This window comes from Chloroflexus sp., from assembly GCF_034435895.1.
In the GTDB taxonomy this organism is placed as follows: Bacteria; Chloroflexota; Chloroflexia; order Chloroflexales; family Chloroflexaceae; genus Chloroflexus.
Genome location: NZ_DAOTWH010000352.1, coordinates 1 through 16,632, shown reverse-complemented (window position 1 = coordinate 16,632; position 16,632 = coordinate 1). Strand labels below are relative to the sequence as shown.

Here is a 16,632-nt window from a genome sequence, read left to right as displayed (position 1 = left end):
CAGGCAACACACGGACGATGCGCTAGCGGCCAGCTACTACCTTGATGTTGATTCGGTCGAACTCAGCGCCGACTACCGTTTCTTGCCCGAATCCGGTCAGGTTGCTCTCTTTCTGGTAGACACAGCGTCGGGTGGTGCGGGTTTTGCCGCCGAGGCCGGACGGCAGATCGATCAGATTCTCCAAGCGACGCTGCGCTTGGTTGAAGAATGTCCTCAGCAATGTGAACGATCATGTACGGCCTGCCTCCGCCACGACGGTAATCGCATACGGCATGCGCAGCTCGATCGCCGGCTGGCAGCGCAGTTGCTCCGTTACCTCATCGATGATCAATTGCCTAAGATTCCGCCAATACATGTGCAAACCAAATTGCTTGAACCACTGAAACGATGGTTTGAACTGGAGGGATGGAAGGTTAATCATACCTCTCGCGCGCCGCTTATGGTAGAGCGCGATCATCGCACGATCACGATAGGTGTTTACCCTGCATTACTCGATCCATCATCGCCACTTTTCCACCATCCCCTCCAAGGATATAGCAATTTGGTCAGTGACTATCTAGTAAGCCGTGATTTGCCTGCTGCGTATCAACACATTATTCAATGACATGATGGTTTTGTTATTGCTTTTTATATGTATGGGATTAACCTCTAAAAATCTGCTGACTAGTTTTATATAGGTTATTGACACAATTGTATGAATATGATATAAAGCAAGTGTTAGCGAAAAGGGCAGTATGAACTGATCCTGCCTGCGAGCAACGAGATCTATTTGCTAAAGAATGACAATTGTTATCGCCTGCCGACGCGCTTTTTCACCCACCCTTTACCGCTATGAAATCATACACCAGCAGCATCTTCCTCTCGGCGTTTTTAATCTTTCAAGTGCAGCCAATGATTGCGCACTACATCCTGCCATGGTTCGGCGGGACAAATTCGGTCTGGTCGGCAGTCGTGCTGTTCTTCCAACTCATGCTGGTGGGAGGGTATTTCTACGCCGATTGGTTGAGCAAAGCGATCGCCCCGGAACGCCAGTGGCGAATCCACGGTGCGTTATTGGGCATTGCAGCCGTCTTAATCCTCGGACTAGGCTTCGTTTGGCCGGCGCCGGTGATTCCAAGTGCGAGCTGGAAGCCGAGCACGGCAGAGCAACCGGTTCTCTATATCTTTTTCTTACTAACCATTTCGGTTGGTCTCCCGTATTTCATCTTGGCCAGTAATAGCCCGCTCATTCAGAATTGGTTCGCCCACACCCAAACCGGACGCTCGCCATATTGGTTGTATGCGCTGTCTAACGCCGGTTCACTCTTCGGTTTACTCTCGTACCCGTTCTTGATTGAACCGTCGCTCAGACTCGGCGAGCAGGGATGGTTATGGTCTGGACTCTATCTTCTCTTCGCGGTTTTAACCTTTGCGATTGTTTGGCGGCTTCGTCGCCCAAACCATTCTCCTCCAGCTCAACCCAAAGAAGGTGTTCACATCGCTGCACCTGCCGAGATCACGCTTGTTCACCGGCTGCTCTGGTTGGCGCTGAGTGCGATCACTTCGGTCATGATGCTCGCGGTGACAAATCGTTTGACGCAAGAGATCGCACCGGTGCCGATGTTGTGGATATTGCCGCTCACCATTTATCTGCTCTCGTTTATTATCGCATTCGCTGGTGAACAATATTATCATCGCCAAGCATTTCTCGCGCTTTTAACCCTCACCTCGATCGGGTTGCTGCTCACGCCACTCTTCCCAAATGTGCCAATCATTCTGCAAATTGGATTAAATCTCCTGTTTCTCTTTGCAATTTGCATGACCGCCCATGGCGAAATCTATCGCTTACGGCCTTCAACTCAGCATTTAACCCATTTTTACCTACTCATATCGGTTGGTGGGGCAGCCGGAGGGATTATCGTTAACTTTATCACCCCGCTTCTGTTTAATGACTATTGGGAATTTTATATTGGTTGGATTATTACCTATTTACTGCTACTCTTTTTGGGCGCAAAACAACTCAATGTCCAGCAACGAAAGCCAACAATCCTGCTGGGAGCAACCGCAACGAGTATGAGTATTCTCATTGGCTATGTGATGATTATCGATAGCCAAACCTCAATCTGGCGGGAACGAAACTTTTATGGCGTCTTACGCGTCGTAGAACGCGAAAATGTGTATATGCTCGTCCATGGATTGACGATCCATGGCGCGCAATATGCTACTGCTGACAAGCGTGACCGTCCCATCGGCTACTACGGGGATGATAGCGGGATCAGCTTGGTTGTGAAGAACCACCCGCGCTATGGGCAGGGAATGAAGGTGGGAGTTATAGGGCTGGGGGCCGGCGTCTTAGCTGCCTACGGGCAGAAACATGACATCTACCGCTTCTACGAAATTAATCCGCTGGTCATCGATTTGGCCAACGGAGCGCATGGGTTTTTCTCGTTCCTCTCCGATAGCCAAGCGCGCGCGGTAACGATTGAGATCATTCCGGGTGATGCCCGTCTCTCCTTGGAAGATGAGCGTAACCGAGGCGAAGTGCAGGGTTATGATATTCTCATAGTCGATGCGTTCAGTAGTGATTCGATCCCGGTTCATCTATTGACGCAGGAAGCGCTTGAACTCTATCTGCACCACCTTGCGCCGGATGGCATCCTCGCCATTCATATCACGAATCGCAATCTCGATCTGACTCCGCTGATCTGGACTTCAGCGCGTCAACTTGGCTTGTATGCCGGCATCGTCCGCAACAATATCCCGCAAGATGAGCAAACCGTGATGTTTCCATCGATTTGGTCCTTTTTGTCCCGCCAACCGACCCTATTCAGCCAACCGGCACTGGCTGGCAAAGTAGATACGCTGGAACATTACTCCTCTAACCTACGCCCGTGGACTGACGACTACAGCAACATTTTCCAGCTTTTGAGGGGTTGGTGATTGGGCAGCGGTTCGCAATCGAACAATAGAGGGGTATGTTGCGCAGAACAGACAGGCTTGACGCGCTTCTCCTCTGGCTCTACAATGCTTCATAGCCCCGTCGCAACGTGACCACGCCGTCAACTTCCTGTCGTAACCAGAGGTTGTTATGCCATCCGAAGAGCAGCGCCTGCTGCGCGAACTCAACGATCTGCGCCAACGCTACGCTATGCTTGTGCGTGCGTTGCGGCTCATGATTTACGACTATGATGTCGCTACCGGCACTATTTCATGGAGCGGCGAAACCGAGTACGTCTGCGGGCGCACCCTCAGCGAACTCGACGGCGGGCTGGCCCAATGGGAAGATCTGATCCACCCTGATGACCGCGAACGGGCGTTGCACTTGTTGGGTGAGGCTGAGGCGAAGCTGAGCGAGTATGACATCGAGTATCGCTTCCAGCACAAGAACGGCTCGTATGTCTGGATTCTCGACCGCGGCTACTTTCTGGCCGGCCCCGATGGCAAAGCGGCGCGTATGATCGGGATGATGCAGAACATTAGCGAGATTAAGGCGATCGAGTTCGAGCGTCTCCAGATGCAGGAAACGATTATCGCCGCCCAAGAGCGGGCCCTGCGCGAACTCAGCACGCCGCTGGTGCCAATTAGCGATCGGGCGGTTGCGTTACCGCTGATCGGCGTAATCGACCAACGCCGCGCGAGCTTGATTATTGAGACCTTGCTCGAAGGCGTCGCCACTCGCGGCGCTGAGACGGTGATCATCGACATTACCGGCGTCGCCACGGTTGACACCTTTATCGCTGATGCGCTGATCCGGGCGGCGCGAGCGGTGCGCTTGCTGGGGGCGCGTGTGGTGTTGACAGGAATCAGCCCCGAAGTGGCGCAAACCTTGGTCAGCCTCGGCGCCGATCTGAGCGTCTTCGAGACCCGCGCCACTCTGCAAAATGGGATTGCGCTGGCAATGAATGGTGAACCGCTGCGGGAAAAGGTCAGCGGAGTAGCGCACGCCAAACGGTAAGGGCGGGTTTGCCACCCGCTCCTTTGCTGGCTAGCGGCTAGAAGAACAGCTTCGCCAATTTCAGAATGCCTTGGCTCCACGGCACCCGGTGCGACACGCCGGTCTGCTGGCCAAACCGTTTGGCGTTGGCAACGTACCACTGGTAATTGCGCACCAGCGCTTCTTTATTCGAGTATTTGGGCGTAAAGCCCAACACCCGCTCGGCCTTTTCGACCGACACAAACGAGTCTTCGGTCACAGTGCCATACGCCCACTTATAGACCGGCGACAGCTTGAGCTTTTCGAGAATCGCCAGTGCCCACACCATCGGCGCCGCCGGGAAGGTAATGATCTTCTTGCCGTGACCGGCTGCGTCGAGCACCGCCTGAAAATCCTCTTTGATCGTGGTGAACTCTTTGGCGCCGATGTTGAAGGTGTCGTTCACCCGATCGCGATCAAGCGTCAAGCAGCGTACAATCGCTTCGCAGAGGTCTTCGACATCGAGCAACTGGTAGCGATTCTTGCCGTTGCCGGGCAACGGGAAGTTGTGGCCCTCCATCGCCCAATCGTACAGCATGGCAAAGATGCCGAGCCGCTCAGGGCCAACGAACGACTTGGGCCGCAAGATCGGCACGCACATCCCAGCCGTGCGAAACTCAAGGCAGAGCTCTTCAGCCTTGACTTTCGCTTCGCCATACGGCCCAACCCCACTGAGCCGATCCGTTTCCACCAACGGGTGATGGTCAGGAATGCCATACACGGCGGTTGACGAAATGTGGACAACCCGCTCGACGCCATGCTCACGCGCCGACTCAAGAATGTTGCGCGTGCCGTCAATATCGGTCGAAAAGATGTCAGCCGGCGAATAGAGCGGCAACGCCGCTGCCGTATGCACGACAAACTTCACATCCTTCATGGCCCGATCGACCGCCGCCCGATCGCGGATATCACCTGTATGCTCTTCGATCTGGTTGCGCTCAGGATAGTCGAAGGGGGCAATATCCAGCGAACGCACAATATAGCCGCGCGCTAAGAGGTAACGCGCCAGATTGATGCCGAGAAAGCCGGCGCCGCCGGTAATGAGAACCCGATCAGCCATACGTTTCCTACCTACTATTCGCTTTGTTGCAAGAGTGCCCGAATCAGGGCGCCACGTGCGATTATACCCGACAGCCGGCCATTTGAGTCAACCACCGGCAAGCGTTCCGCATTCACGTTCAGCAACTGGCGGGCAGCGGCGCCTAACCCTGCATCAATCGTCACTACCGCCGGCGCTGGCTCGACCAAGCTATCGATTGCCCGGCGCGCGCCGGGCAGCGCCGCCGCCGGAGTGGGTTGCGCCCGTTGCAACGCAGCCAATAGCGCCGCGCGTTCGTCACCCTGTAACCGTATGAGCACATTGCTCAAACGCAAGATTCCCGCTAGCCGCCCATCGCTATCAACCACAAACAAGAGATGGCTCGGCGCCGTGATCAGCATCGCCAATGCTGCGGCCAACGGCTGACCAAGCGCAACCCGCGCCGTCGCCGCCTGCATCACCATCCCCACCCGCACCGCAACCGCGTTCGTATCGGTTGGTTCTGGTTGGCGCGCGACTGCCAGCAAGACTTCGCGCTGGCCGAAGATGCCCGCTAATCGGCCATGCCCATCAAGCACCGGCATCTGCGCATACCCCCACTCGATCAGCATCGTCAACGCCTGCGGAATTGACATAGTCGAGGGCACGCCACGCACCTCGCGATTGGCCACCTCTCCTACCGTGCGCCCGTGCATCGCCGCCAGCGCGGCGGCTCTTTCCGCCGGGTTCAGCACACCGAGCAAACTGGGAGGTAAACGCAACCCGCCACGCCACACCAATTCACGGGCCGAGATCGTCCCAACCACGGTTTCGTTCTCGACCACTGCCAAGAGATCAGCTTGCACAGCAGCGAACTGCTCCAGCGCCACGAGCAGAGGGGCATCCGCTGCAATCGCCGCCGCTTCGGTCTGCATCAAATCCGCCACCAACTGTTCGGCGCCAAATGACCCGCTGGGGCGCAAGACGCCTTGCGCCACTGCTACCGGCTCAATCGTGATCAGGGCATCGCGAGCTATCTCGCTAATCAAGGGCAAGATGCGTTGGATACGCACTGCTTGGTCAACCCACTCGATAATCACCGGCTGCCGTTCAGCATCCGGCAATACCTGCCGGCGCGGCCCAAAGCCGGCCAGCGCTGGCAGCGCCGTTGCGCCGGTGGCCCCGCTCTGGCGCAATTCAGCCAGCACTGCTTGATACAACGGTCGATCACCAGCCCGATCTTCACCGTTAAGATAGATGCGCACTCGTTGCACCGTTGGCTCGGCCATAGTTAGCTGTTCCTATGCTGAGATGTCGCTTCCAGCGCATCAAAGAGCGACGCACGGCTCTGTCGCAGCACAAACCTGATTGGGTCGAGCGATGAAATTGCGCCGGCGACGCCAACCAGAGACAAGCATAACATAATAAGTAGCCCAAAGGTCACACTTGACAAAATGAGAAGTCAATGAGAATCATAAGAATATACGTTGTTTCATCGCACTAGTTCTGTTCGCCGGAGGCCCTTATGAGCCGAGAATTAACCCTCATCGGTGTGTCTGGTTCACGAACCGGGCAACACATCGTGGTCAATCGCCGTTCGATGGTGATTGGCAGCGATCGCCAATGCGACATTGTGTTGCACGATCGGCAGGTGCTCGAGCGTCACGCCGAGATTGCCCAAGCCCTTGAACGCTGGTTTATCACCCCGCTTGACAACGGTGCGTTGGTAGCGTTGAACGGCCAACGTATTAATGGCCGCCAACGGTTGCAGATCGGTGATTTACTCTCGATCGGCAGCGCAGCGTTTAAGGTGGCCGATCGGTAACGCGATCGCGCCAACGGGGTGAGCGGGCCGCCGGTAGGATCAGTCCTGCCGGCGGCACCGTTTTAGCTCACTTCACGCTGGTTTCCTGCGCCGCCGCCCCCTGCACCTTTGCCCGTCTTACGCCTTCAAAACCCGACATCGATGATCGTCCGCCCGGTGCGATCTTGGAAGAAGCCGACCCCATCTTGGATGAGACCGACATAGAAGCCCATGCGGGTTTCACGCTGCAAAATCCGCACCCGGCCAATAATCTCGGCCTCTTCACCGGGGTAGAGAAAATCTTCTACGAACGGTTGCGCCCACTCTTCGGGCGGGCGCGGCGAAATTGACCAGCGGTACGGATAGCGCTTCGGCCCGCCGCCACTGTTGGCATCCCAATCCATGCCAACGCGCCAAAACCCTCCGGCTTGCGCCGCATAGGCCCCATTTTCCACCGACGAAAAGACCTCATCAGTGGTGTATTCATACCCGCTCGGCGGGCCGTAGGTACGGATCGGCACTGTGCCGGTATTGCGCACCCGGATCGTGACTGTAATCACTTCGCCCAACATCACCCGCTGCGGCGCAATCATCGAATAGACGATGCGCGCTTCGGGTTGGCCAACCTCAGCGAGGGTGATCTGACCCTGCTGCTGCACCACATTGCCAAACGGATCTTCGGCGCGCACTGTGTACGTGTAGACACCGGCGTCCAGTAACGAACCGTTTGGCCGCTTGCCGTTCCAAACATGCCGCTGCTCGAATGGCCCCTCCTCTTCGCGGGTCACAACTGGGATCACTTCACCGTTTGGCGCCAGCACCTCGATATTCACGGTTGCGCTCACTGGCAAACGGTAGGTGAATTCGGCCACATCGTCAATTGCGTCAGCGTTGGGCGAAATCACCGGCGGCCAGACCAGCAGGTTTTCGATGATCGGCGGCTCAATCGCCTCCCCGCCAATCACCAACGGCAGCCGGCGTTCGGCGGTGGCATTGCCGTCGGCGGCGCGCGCCGCCACGACCAGCGTATACTGGCCGGGAGGCAGCAACCGGCGCAGCACCTGCGGATCATCGGTCGGCACACTGCCATCAAACCGCAACACATACGGATCGGTGGCCGCAGACCGCGGCTGCGCCCGGCGCAGATCGTAGCGCTGGCCGGCAGCATCGAGCACATAAATATCAACCAGCGCCGCCCGGCCAATCTCATAGCTGATGGTCAGCGGCGCCCCCGCCCCCGGCTCATACCGCTCAGCGCTCGCCGTCACTTCACCAAGCAATGGTGCAGCGGCGCATCCGATCAGGCCAATCAACCCTAGCCAAAGCAGCCCCATACCCACGAATAGCATCAGCGGGCGCGCGAATCGCCACGCAAGATCCTTCATGTGCAACCCTCCACACCTATCAAACATCAGTGCACGTTCAATCAGCCACCGGCCTGCCGGCGGCGGCAAGCTGGCGTTGCAACGCCCGCCCACCGGCCAACGAAGGCACGATCGCAATCAGCGCCAACAGCGCCGCCACTCGCATCGCCACATCGTAGCCGCTGGCCAAGATCGGCGGCGGCGCGGCAGTAATCGGCGTAAGCGGGCCGCCGTTCAAAGCAAAAATCTGCGATGCCCAGATCGCGCCAGCCAGCGCAATTCCGCCGGTTTGGCCTACCGTGCGCACTACCGCCAGCAACCCGCTCGCCACCCCCAATGCCTCTGGCGGAGCGTTGCCCAGCACAGTGCTGTTATTCGGGCTTTGAAACAAGCCCACGCCGATCCCCAACAGCACCAAAAACCCCACCATCTGTAGCGGTGGCGTCGCTGGCGTACTGGCGCTCAATCCCAATAAGGCTATGGCAGTCATTGCCAAGCCAGCGATTGTCAACACCCGCGGGCCAACCCGATCCGACAGCCGCCCGCTGATTGGCGACATCAACGACAAGGCGACCGGCAACGCCACCAACATAAACCCGGTGCGTTGCAGATCGAATTGGTAGACCAATTGAAAGAAGAGCGGGGTCAGCAACAGATTAAACGAGATGCCCAGAAAGAGTACCAGCGACGCGAGCAGATTCAGCGAAAAGGCCAAGCGCCGGAAGATGCGCAGATTGAGCATCGGCTGCGGCGTGCGCCATTCCCAGATCAGAAAGAGGACACCGCCGACGAGGGCCGTAGCGAAGAGACCGATCGCTCGCCCATCGTTCCACCCCCAAAGTGGTCCCTCGGTCAGCCCCAACAACAAGCAAAACAGCGCCAACGCCAACAACCCGGCGCCAACCAGATCGAACCGCTGGCCGGGCCGCGCCGGCTGGTCAGGCGCAATCGAACGCACTGTCAACCACCACCCTAGCGCGCCGATCGGCAGATTCACCAGAAAGATCGCCTCCCAGCCAACATAACGCAGCAGAATGCCGCCCAACGCTGGGCCGATCAAGATGCCGGCGGCGACAAACGACCCAATTGCGCCCAACGCCATCCCGCGCTGGCTCGGTGGAAAGGCCGTCACCAACAACGCCGGCCCCACCGCTTGCACCATCGCCGCGCCAACGCCTTGCAACACCCGGAACCCGATCAGCGCCCAAATCGACGGCGCCGTCGCGCAGAGCAACGAGGCAAAGGTAAAGAGGGCAAACCCGATCAGGTAGATCCGGCGCTTGCCGTACATATCGCCCAAGCGCCCCATGATCAAGAGCGTGCAAGCCAGTGTCAGCAAGTAGCCGAGCACCACCCATTCCACCACGTTCAGATTACTCTGAAACGCCTGCACCAACGTATTGAGGGCAATATTGACAATCGAGCCATCGGTGGTCGAAATCAACACCCCACTACCAACCGCCGCCAGCGCCCACCATTTCCGCCGCGCTTCCACCTTGCACCTCGCCGCTACATTGCCACCGCGAGCATTCTACCGCACTCTGGGGAAACAGTGTGGATAGCAAAGCTATCAATATCAAAAAACACTACGCCCGGCCATAATTGGCCGGGCGTAGACAAACCCTGAAGTCAAATACAAGTTACTTGATCGTACCCGCCAACCGGTTGAACAGGTTGCTAATGTTGCCACCAAGCAGGGTCAGAGCGCCGATAACCACGACGGCGATCAGAACGAGGATGAGTGCGTACTCGACAAGGCCTTGGCCCTCTTCCTTGGCGAAGAAACTGCGCAGCATGGTGTTCCTCCTAAAAACTAGTGCGGTTGAATTATGTTGTGGAACAACTCTCCACGACACTAAGTATACCCCCTCTGCAATGAAAATCCAATAGGCAGAGAGTACCAAATCAAGACAGTACTGCGGTGCGAAAGTACTACTGCCTTACGGGACTCTCGTACTAAGTCGAGATGGTTTTTTTGTTATGCTAATATTGACAAAAAGGTTATTCCTTGTAGATTGTTACAATAAATAGTAAGCAATTAATTTATTTGCTAGTCTTTCAAAAGTCATTATTTCATTTATGCGCAATCATTCATTGTAATAAGTATTGTGGCATTGTAATATCGGCAAGTTGGATTTATTAACATGACAAGATTAAATAAATATAGATACTGTACTGTATTTATTTCATTATCTCAGAAATCCAGCGCTTGTAGATAATCATCTACAACCTCGCATGCAAATGAATGCACCAGACTATCAATAAACAGCTCTTGTTCTCGCCAGATTCGCCACAATCTTGGCAATGAATTAGTCAGACATGTGTTCGTACCGGTACGAGTGCGATCGAGCCGGCAATGAACGCTTTCTCGCATTAGAACGATGCCGAGCGTGATCAGACCGATAATGAATGTACCATGCAGTTGACCCACACTGCGCTGAAACCGGGGAGGAGCTACAGCAGCCCATCTGTCAGTTCCACAGGATACACAAAAAAGCACCAGAAATACAGACAAGAATATCTGTGCAAAGCGAACGAGAACACAGCCACTCGTATGAGACGAGGTTGTGAGTAAAAACACGGTGCAGCGGATAATAAAAATTGCGGTTGAGATGACAACCGCAATAACCAAGACAAGCAATGCTAACCCGCCAATCTGCCATAGCCTACCCAACAGCACCTTCGCCAACTCATTCGGATGCGCCAATGATGTACCGCACTCTGTCCAGTTGGCCGCCTTGCAAATGCCACCCGAAAACAAGCCATCACCAAGGATCGAGCAATGTCGACCAAACAACGAGCGTGAGGGCAAGAGCAGCCAAATCGTCGTGAGCGAAAGAGACGGTCATCGCTTCACGCTACGTGTGCGAACGTTCTGTACCGTTATGGCAATGGGATGGTCGCCGCCACGCGGGTGCCGCGCCCGATCGCGCTCTCGATGCCAAATTCGCCTTGCAGCAAGACCTCGATCTGCTGGCGCATGTTGGCCAGACCCATATTCTTGCGCGTGCCAGCGCCGGCAATCGCATCTTGTACGGCAAAGCCACTGCCATTGTCTTCTATCAGAATTTGGAGCGTGTTGTCGCTATTGTCAAGCATCACCCGCGCTTGGGTCGCGCCGGAATGGCGGACAACATTGTTGATCGCTTCTTGGATGAAGCGGAAGATCGTTACTTCATAGTGGCCGGGTAAGCGTTGATCGAGGTTTTGCACCATTAAGTTGACATCAATTTTGTGCTTTTCGGAAACTTGGGCAACGTAGCGGCGCAAGGTCGGCACCAGCCCAAGATCGTCAAGCGTCATTGGCCGCAAGTCGAAGATGAACTTGCGCGTCTCTTGCAGAGTGTTGTTGACCGCATTCTTCAGCGCCACCAGTTCGGCGCGCGCCTGATCGAGATCGCGGTCGAGCAGGCGCTGGCAGATTTCGGCCCGCAAGACGAGGTTGCTCATCGCCTGTGCCGGGCCATCGTGCATTTGCAGCGAAATGCGCAGCCGCTCGCTCTCTTGCGATTGGATGATGTTGGCGATCATCGTCTGCGGGTCAAAGGGCAGATCAGCCACTTTGGCGCTGCGCTCTAACTGCGCGGCGGCCTGTTCGAGCAATTCGACAAATTCGCTCAAGAGACTTTGGCGATTGCGCAACGTCTCGCGCCGGGTCTGCAACTGCTCGACCTGCGCGCGCATGGTTTGCAAGCGCATTTGCACTTCGATCAGCGAGGTATAGAAGGTCTTGATATCAGTCTTTTCGTAGCGTTCGAGATTGACATCAAGATCGCGCACACGATTAGCAATCGAGGTTTCGCGCAACGAGAGCTTGTCAACTTCGGTCATGCCCTGCCGTAGCAACGACTCAACCTCATTGATCTCGCGACGGGTGCGATCGATCTCTTCACGGTAGGTTTGGATAGCTGCGGTGATCTGTTGTTGCACTTCTTCGCCTGCCACGGCTGATTCTCCTGCGATGCCGGCGCCGCCGGCGCGAGTCGGCTGTTCAGATTATAGACGTTTCAGCGCTCAGTTGCAACGTGAGCCATTGATACTAGTGTCTGGTATCATACTATGCAGAATTCAGCGCCGAACAGAAGGGCACAAGCATGGAACTTCGCCATTTACGGTATTTTGAGGCGGTTGCTCGCCACTCACACGTCACCCGCGCCGCAGCCGAATTACACATCGCGCAGCCGGCGCTCAGCAAGCAGATTAGCCAGCTTGAACGCGAGCTGGGAATTACGCTGTTCGATCGAGTGGGGCGCAGCCTGCGCCTGACTGAAGCCGGCGAAGCGCTATTGCCATACGCGCGCGCGATCTTGGCCCAAGTTGAGGAAGCGCGCGCGGCTATGGCCGAACGGGTAGGGCTCAAGGCTGGCCGGGTGTCGATCGGCGCACCGCCGACCGTTGGTGCGCATCTGCTCCCGCCATTGTTGGCTGCGTTCCACCAACGCTACCCCGGCATTACCCTCCGTCTGCACGAGGCCGGCATTCAGTCACTGCTCGACCTGCTTGAGGCTGGCTTGACCGATTTGGCCGTCGTCGCGTTGCCGGTCAGCGATGAGTTGTTGACGGTGACACCCTTGTTGAATGAGCCGTTGGTGTTGATTGTCAGCCCTACCCACCCGCTGGCCGGACGGAGTGAAGTGACGATGACCGAACTCCGCAACGAACGCTGGATCTTGTCACCAGCGAGTTATGAGTTGCGTGAGGCGACGCTCAAGGCATGCCGCGATGCCGGTTTTACGCCGCAGACGGTGATGGAGGGGGGGGAAACCGAGACGTTGGTGCGGTTTGTGGTTGCCGGGTTAGGCATTGCGTTGGTACCGGCGCTTGCCGTAGCCGGTTTCCATAACGTGGCAAGTCTCACGATTCGCGATCAGAATTTGACCCGCTCGCTGGGTTTGGTCTGGCGCAGTGATCGTAACGCCTCGCCGGCTGCCCGTGCCTTACGCGAATTTCTGGTCAGTGAATTGCAGCAGCGCCCGATCAGCGAGCTGATCCGTCCGTAATTGGTTCGAGGCGGGCGAAGCTGGCCAACAAGCGCCGTTCGCGATCGGGAAAGCGCACTGTTACCTCTTCGTCACCTTCGATCAGCCGGTTGCTTACCACAATTCCTTCGCCAAAGGTCGCATGGCGCACCCGCTGGCCGGGGAAAAAGACGGCATTGAGCGGGGCCGGCAATGGTGCGCTGCGCCCGCTCTCACGGTGTGCAGGCGGCTGATTGAACGAGCGATCATTGAACATTGCCGGCTGCAGTGCCGGCATCGCCCGGTAGCCGCGCCGCCGCAGCGGTTTGAAGAGCGCCGCCGGAATATCGGCCAGAAACCGCGAGCGCTTGCTCTCCGTCACCCGGCCAAACAAAGCGCGCTGCTCCGCATGGCAGAGGTACAACCGCCGTTGGGCCCGCGTTATACCAACGTACAGTAACCGCCGCTCTTCTTCGAGCGAATCGCGGTCGGTCTTCGAGCGACTGTGCGGCAACAAACCCTCTTCGATGCCGAGTACGAAGACATAGGGGAATTCCAACCCCTTCGCCTGATGCAAGGTGATGCACGTGACCACATCATTGTTGCGGTCGAGCGAATCGACATCGGCGATGAGGGCTACGTCTTCCAGAAACGCTACCAGCTGATTCTCGACCGGCAGATTGGCGTAGGCTAACGCGGCGTTGCGCAACTCTTGCACGTTGCGCCAGCGATCGTCGGCCTCGTCGGCGTCGTACTCGCGCTTCAGCGCCGCCTGCACCTCAACCCGTGCCAGCAGGTAGTCAATCAGATCAACCAGCGCCATCATCTCGCGCAGCCGGTTGAGGTCGGCAATGAGGGTATAGAACTCTAACAAGGCGCTGCGGGCGCGTGCAGCAAAAGGATGATCGGCGGCATCGCCGGCCAATTCGCTGAGCGCCTGATAGAGCGGCACCCCCAACTGCCGCGCCCAGACGATCAACTCGCTGATGGTGCGCTCGCCGATGCCGCGGCCCGGCCAGTTGATCACCCGCTGCAAGCTGACGCTATCGTAGGGATTGGCAGCCAAGCGCAAGTAGGCCAGCGTATCTTTGACCTCTTTGCGCTCGTAGAAGCGCACCCTGCCTATCACGTGGTACGGCAGATGGGCTTGCACCAGTGCCTCTTCCACCAAGCGCGACTGGGCATTAGTGCGGTACATAATCGCACAATCGCCGGGACGCGCCGCGCCTTCGGCGATCAGGCGCAGGATTTCGCCCACCACAAACGACGCCTCATCTTCATCATTGGCCGCTTCGTAGAGAATAACCTGCTCGCCTTTGCCGTTGGTCGTCCACAGCCGTTTGGCATATTTGCGCTGCGGACTAGCGTTGATCAGCGCCTGCGCCGCATCGAGGATCGCCTGTGTACTGCGATAGTTTTGTTCGAGCATTATCACTGTGGCATCGGGATAATCGCGCTCGAATTGCAAGATATTGCGAATATCAGCCCCGCGCCACGCATAGATGCTCTGCGCTTCATCGCCGACCACAAACAGATTGCGCTCGCGTTCGGCCAACGCGCGCACCAGCAGATATTGGGCGTGGTTGGTGTCTTGATACTCATCGACCATCAAAAAGCGGTAACGCTGCTGATAGTGGGCGAGCACCGCCGGATGCTCGCGGAACAGCCGCACCGTCTCGCCCAGCAGATCGTCGAAGTCGAGCGCATTGCTCTCGCGCAAGAGGGCTTGATAGCGGGCGTAGCAACGGGCGACAACCTCATCGAAATAGCTGCGGGTATGGCGAGCAAACTCTTCTGGCCCAACCAGTTCGTTTTTGGCCTGCGAAATTGCGCCGAGGATAGCGCGCGGCGAGTTCTGCTTTTCGTTGAGGTTGAGTTCGCGCAATACCCGCTTCATCAATCGTTCTTGGTCATCGCTGTCGTAGATGACGAAATCGCGCTCGCGACCAAGATGGATGATATCGCGCCGCAGCCAGCGGGCGCAGATCGCGTGGAAGGTGCCGACGGTCAGGTCAGTGGCAACAGCCTCACCCAACAAGCCCACCAGCCGCTCACGCATCTCGCGCGCGGCCTTGTTGGCGAAGGTGACAGCCAAAATGTGCAGCGGATCAATGCCGGCTTCCGTGATCAGATAGGCAATACGGTGGGTTAACACGCGCGTCTTGCCGCTGCCCGGCCCGGCCAACACCAACACCGGCCCCGTGACGGTAGTCACGGCGCGTTGTTGGTGCGGGTTGAGGTTGGCAAGCAGGTCAGTGGCCATGGTTGATTCCGGTGCATAGCTTAGTTGCAGTATACCATACGAAAGCGGCGCACCGTGGCGTGGTGCGCCGCCTAACCAGCATAGAAGCCACACGACTATGCTATGAGGTGGGTGCTTGGCGGCGTTTGAGTTCGTAGCGGATCATGCCGGCCACGCTCATGCGTGACCAACTGCGCGCCACTACCCCTGCTGGGCCATCATCAGGGTAGGGCACCCAGCGCGCCGCCAGCGCATCAACGTCAGGATCGCCATCGGCCAACGCGCGTTCAACCAGATCAAAGAGTTCGGCCAACCGTTCGGCAGCGTAGTTGAGTTGATGATCAACATCGTCGTGCGGGCCGTAGTGCGTCACGTAGATCCGCGGTAGGTTCAGTGCGCGCAATTTCGCGATGGTCGCCTGATGGGTTGCGAGGTTATACGCCGGCACCGGCGTGACCGGGAACACAAGCCCCCAGCGTTCCATCACCAACCCAGCCGCGTCGCCGATAAACAGACCACCGCTCTTCAGATCGCGGTACGAGAGATGGTCGGGCGAGTGGCCGGGAGTAGCGATGGCTTCGAGCACCACATCGCGGCCCAGATCGAGGCGCAAGGTTTCAGCCGGGTGAATCCGCTCGGCAGGAATTGGCAGCAACTCGCCGTGCAGCGGCCATGCCTCTTCACCGACGGCCCGGCGCACGCTAGACATCAGTTTGGTTGGATTCGCCAGATGCTCAGCCACGCTGCTGTTAATGTAGACCGTGGCATTGGGCAATGCAGCAGCGAGATGGCCAGAGCCGCCGCAGTGATCCATGTGGATATGGGTGCAGAGAATGTGGCGCACTGCTTCACGCGGAATCCCTAGCGCATCAAGGCCGGCCAACGTCTTCGGCGCAGTCAACGCCGTTCCGGTCTCGACCAGCGCAATCTCTTCGCCCCGCACGACATAAGTCACACCCACGCCGGGCAAGCCGAGCAGATCGTGATCGATCGCCCAAATGTGCTCATCAACCTGAAAGATCTCCATCCCTTCCCTCGTTATCAGCAATTGGACACGCAACAAACCGCCTGCCCATTGCAAGGCGGTGAGGAACAGCCAGTGACACGAGCAGCACCGTGGAGCATGCGGGCTATTTGCCGGTATTGCGCCGTCGCCGTCGCCGTTTGCCAGTATCGCCTCCCAGAGCGCCTGCCGGCTCTCGCGGCGCGGGTTTAGTGGCAGCGGGCGGAGTTTTCCCCGGCGACTTAGCAGCGGCGGCGGGCGGAGTTTTCCCCGGCGACTTAGCAGCGGCGG

At 57.4% G+C, this 16,632-nt stretch carries 13 protein-coding genes and 1 pseudogene; 5 read left to right on the top strand and 9 right to left on the bottom strand.

Going from position 1 to position 16,632, the window contains the following annotated elements; all coding sequences use genetic code 11:
* Positions 1–82: 82 nt before the first annotated feature.
* Positions 83–187 (top strand): annotated as a pseudogene (locus U9R81_RS20140) (hypothetical protein); the annotation flags it as partial.
* Between the two features lie 42 nt (positions 188–229).
* Here the strand turns inward: U9R81_RS20140 and U9R81_RS19515 are convergent.
* A complete protein-coding gene (locus U9R81_RS19515; RefSeq protein ID WP_322497077.1) occupies positions 230–421 on the bottom strand; it encodes a hypothetical protein in 192 nt (63 codons plus the stop codon).
* 365 nt (positions 422–786) lie between these two features.
* On the opposite strand from U9R81_RS19515, the gene U9R81_RS19510 reads away from it, so the two are divergent.
* Complete coding sequence (locus U9R81_RS19510) at positions 787–2,919, top strand: hypothetical protein (protein WP_322497076.1); 2,133 nt, start codon at positions 787–789, stop codon at positions 2,917–2,919.
* A 148-nt stretch (positions 2,920–3,067) separates the two neighbouring features.
* Entirely contained in the window at positions 3,068–3,934 is an 867-nt protein-coding gene (locus U9R81_RS19505; protein ID WP_322497075.1) for a PAS domain-containing protein, read from the top strand.
* A gap of 37 nt (positions 3,935–3,971) precedes the next feature.
* Here the strand turns inward: U9R81_RS19505 and U9R81_RS19500 are convergent, their stop codons facing one another.
* Together U9R81_RS19500 and U9R81_RS19495 are read right to left on the bottom strand one after the other, a co-directional pair.
* Positions 3,972–5,012: an NAD-dependent epimerase/dehydratase family protein gene (locus U9R81_RS19500; protein WP_322497074.1), complete on the bottom strand. Its 1,041-nt coding sequence runs from the start codon at positions 5,010–5,012 to the stop codon at positions 3,972–3,974.
* Positions 5,013–5,026: 14 nt separating this feature from the next.
* On the bottom strand, positions 5,027–6,259 hold the full coding sequence (locus U9R81_RS19495) for a DUF190 domain-containing protein (RefSeq protein ID WP_322497073.1): 1,233 nt from the start codon (positions 6,257–6,259) through the stop codon (positions 5,027–5,029).
* A 236-nt stretch (positions 6,260–6,495) separates the two neighbouring features.
* On the opposite strand from U9R81_RS19495, the gene U9R81_RS19490 reads away from it, so the two are divergent.
* Positions 6,496–6,795, top strand: a complete 300-nt coding sequence (locus U9R81_RS19490; protein WP_322497072.1) for an FHA domain-containing protein — start codon at positions 6,496–6,498, stop codon at positions 6,793–6,795.
* 125 nt (positions 6,796–6,920) lie between these two features.
* Here the strand turns inward: U9R81_RS19490 and U9R81_RS19485 are convergent, their stop codons facing one another.
* The 4 genes from U9R81_RS19485 to U9R81_RS19470 all read right to left on the bottom strand — a co-directional run bounded on the left by U9R81_RS19485 (position 6,921) and on the right by U9R81_RS19470 (position 12,083).
* Positions 6,921–8,159 (bottom strand): hypothetical protein, encoded by a 1,239-nt coding sequence (locus U9R81_RS19485; RefSeq protein WP_322497071.1) that lies wholly within the window; start codon positions 8,157–8,159, stop codon positions 6,921–6,923.
* A gap of 37 nt (positions 8,160–8,196) precedes the next feature.
* Positions 8,197–9,633 carry an MFS transporter gene (locus U9R81_RS19480; RefSeq protein WP_322497070.1) on the bottom strand — a complete coding sequence of 479 codons (1,437 nt, stop codon included), beginning with the start codon at positions 9,631–9,633 and terminating at the stop codon, positions 8,197–8,199.
* Between the two features lie 145 nt (positions 9,634–9,778).
* Positions 9,779–9,934, bottom strand: coding sequence for a Flp family type IVb pilin (locus tag U9R81_RS19475; protein WP_322497069.1), 156 nt, complete (start codon positions 9,932–9,934; stop codon positions 9,779–9,781).
* 1,087 nt (positions 9,935–11,021) lie between these two features.
* A complete protein-coding gene (locus tag U9R81_RS19470) occupies positions 11,022–12,083 on the bottom strand; it encodes a sensor histidine kinase (protein WP_322497068.1) in 1,062 nt (353 codons plus the stop codon).
* Between the two features lie 149 nt (positions 12,084–12,232).
* Here U9R81_RS19470 and U9R81_RS19465 point away from each other — a divergent pair, with 149 nt between their 5' ends.
* Complete coding sequence (locus tag U9R81_RS19465) at positions 12,233–13,138, top strand: LysR family transcriptional regulator (protein ID WP_322497067.1); 906 nt, start codon at positions 12,233–12,235, stop codon at positions 13,136–13,138.
* On the opposite strand, the gene U9R81_RS19460 is transcribed toward U9R81_RS19465, so the two are convergent.
* On the bottom strand, positions 13,116–15,359 hold the full coding sequence (locus U9R81_RS19460) for an ATP-dependent helicase (protein ID WP_322497066.1): 2,244 nt from the start codon (positions 15,357–15,359) through the stop codon (positions 13,116–13,118). The genes U9R81_RS19465 and U9R81_RS19460 overlap by 23 nt on opposite strands.
* 100 nt (positions 15,360–15,459) lie before the next feature.
* A partial coding sequence (locus U9R81_RS19455; RefSeq protein WP_322497065.1) for an MBL fold metallo-hydrolase occupies positions 15,460–16,632 on the bottom strand: 1,173 nt, incomplete at its 5' end.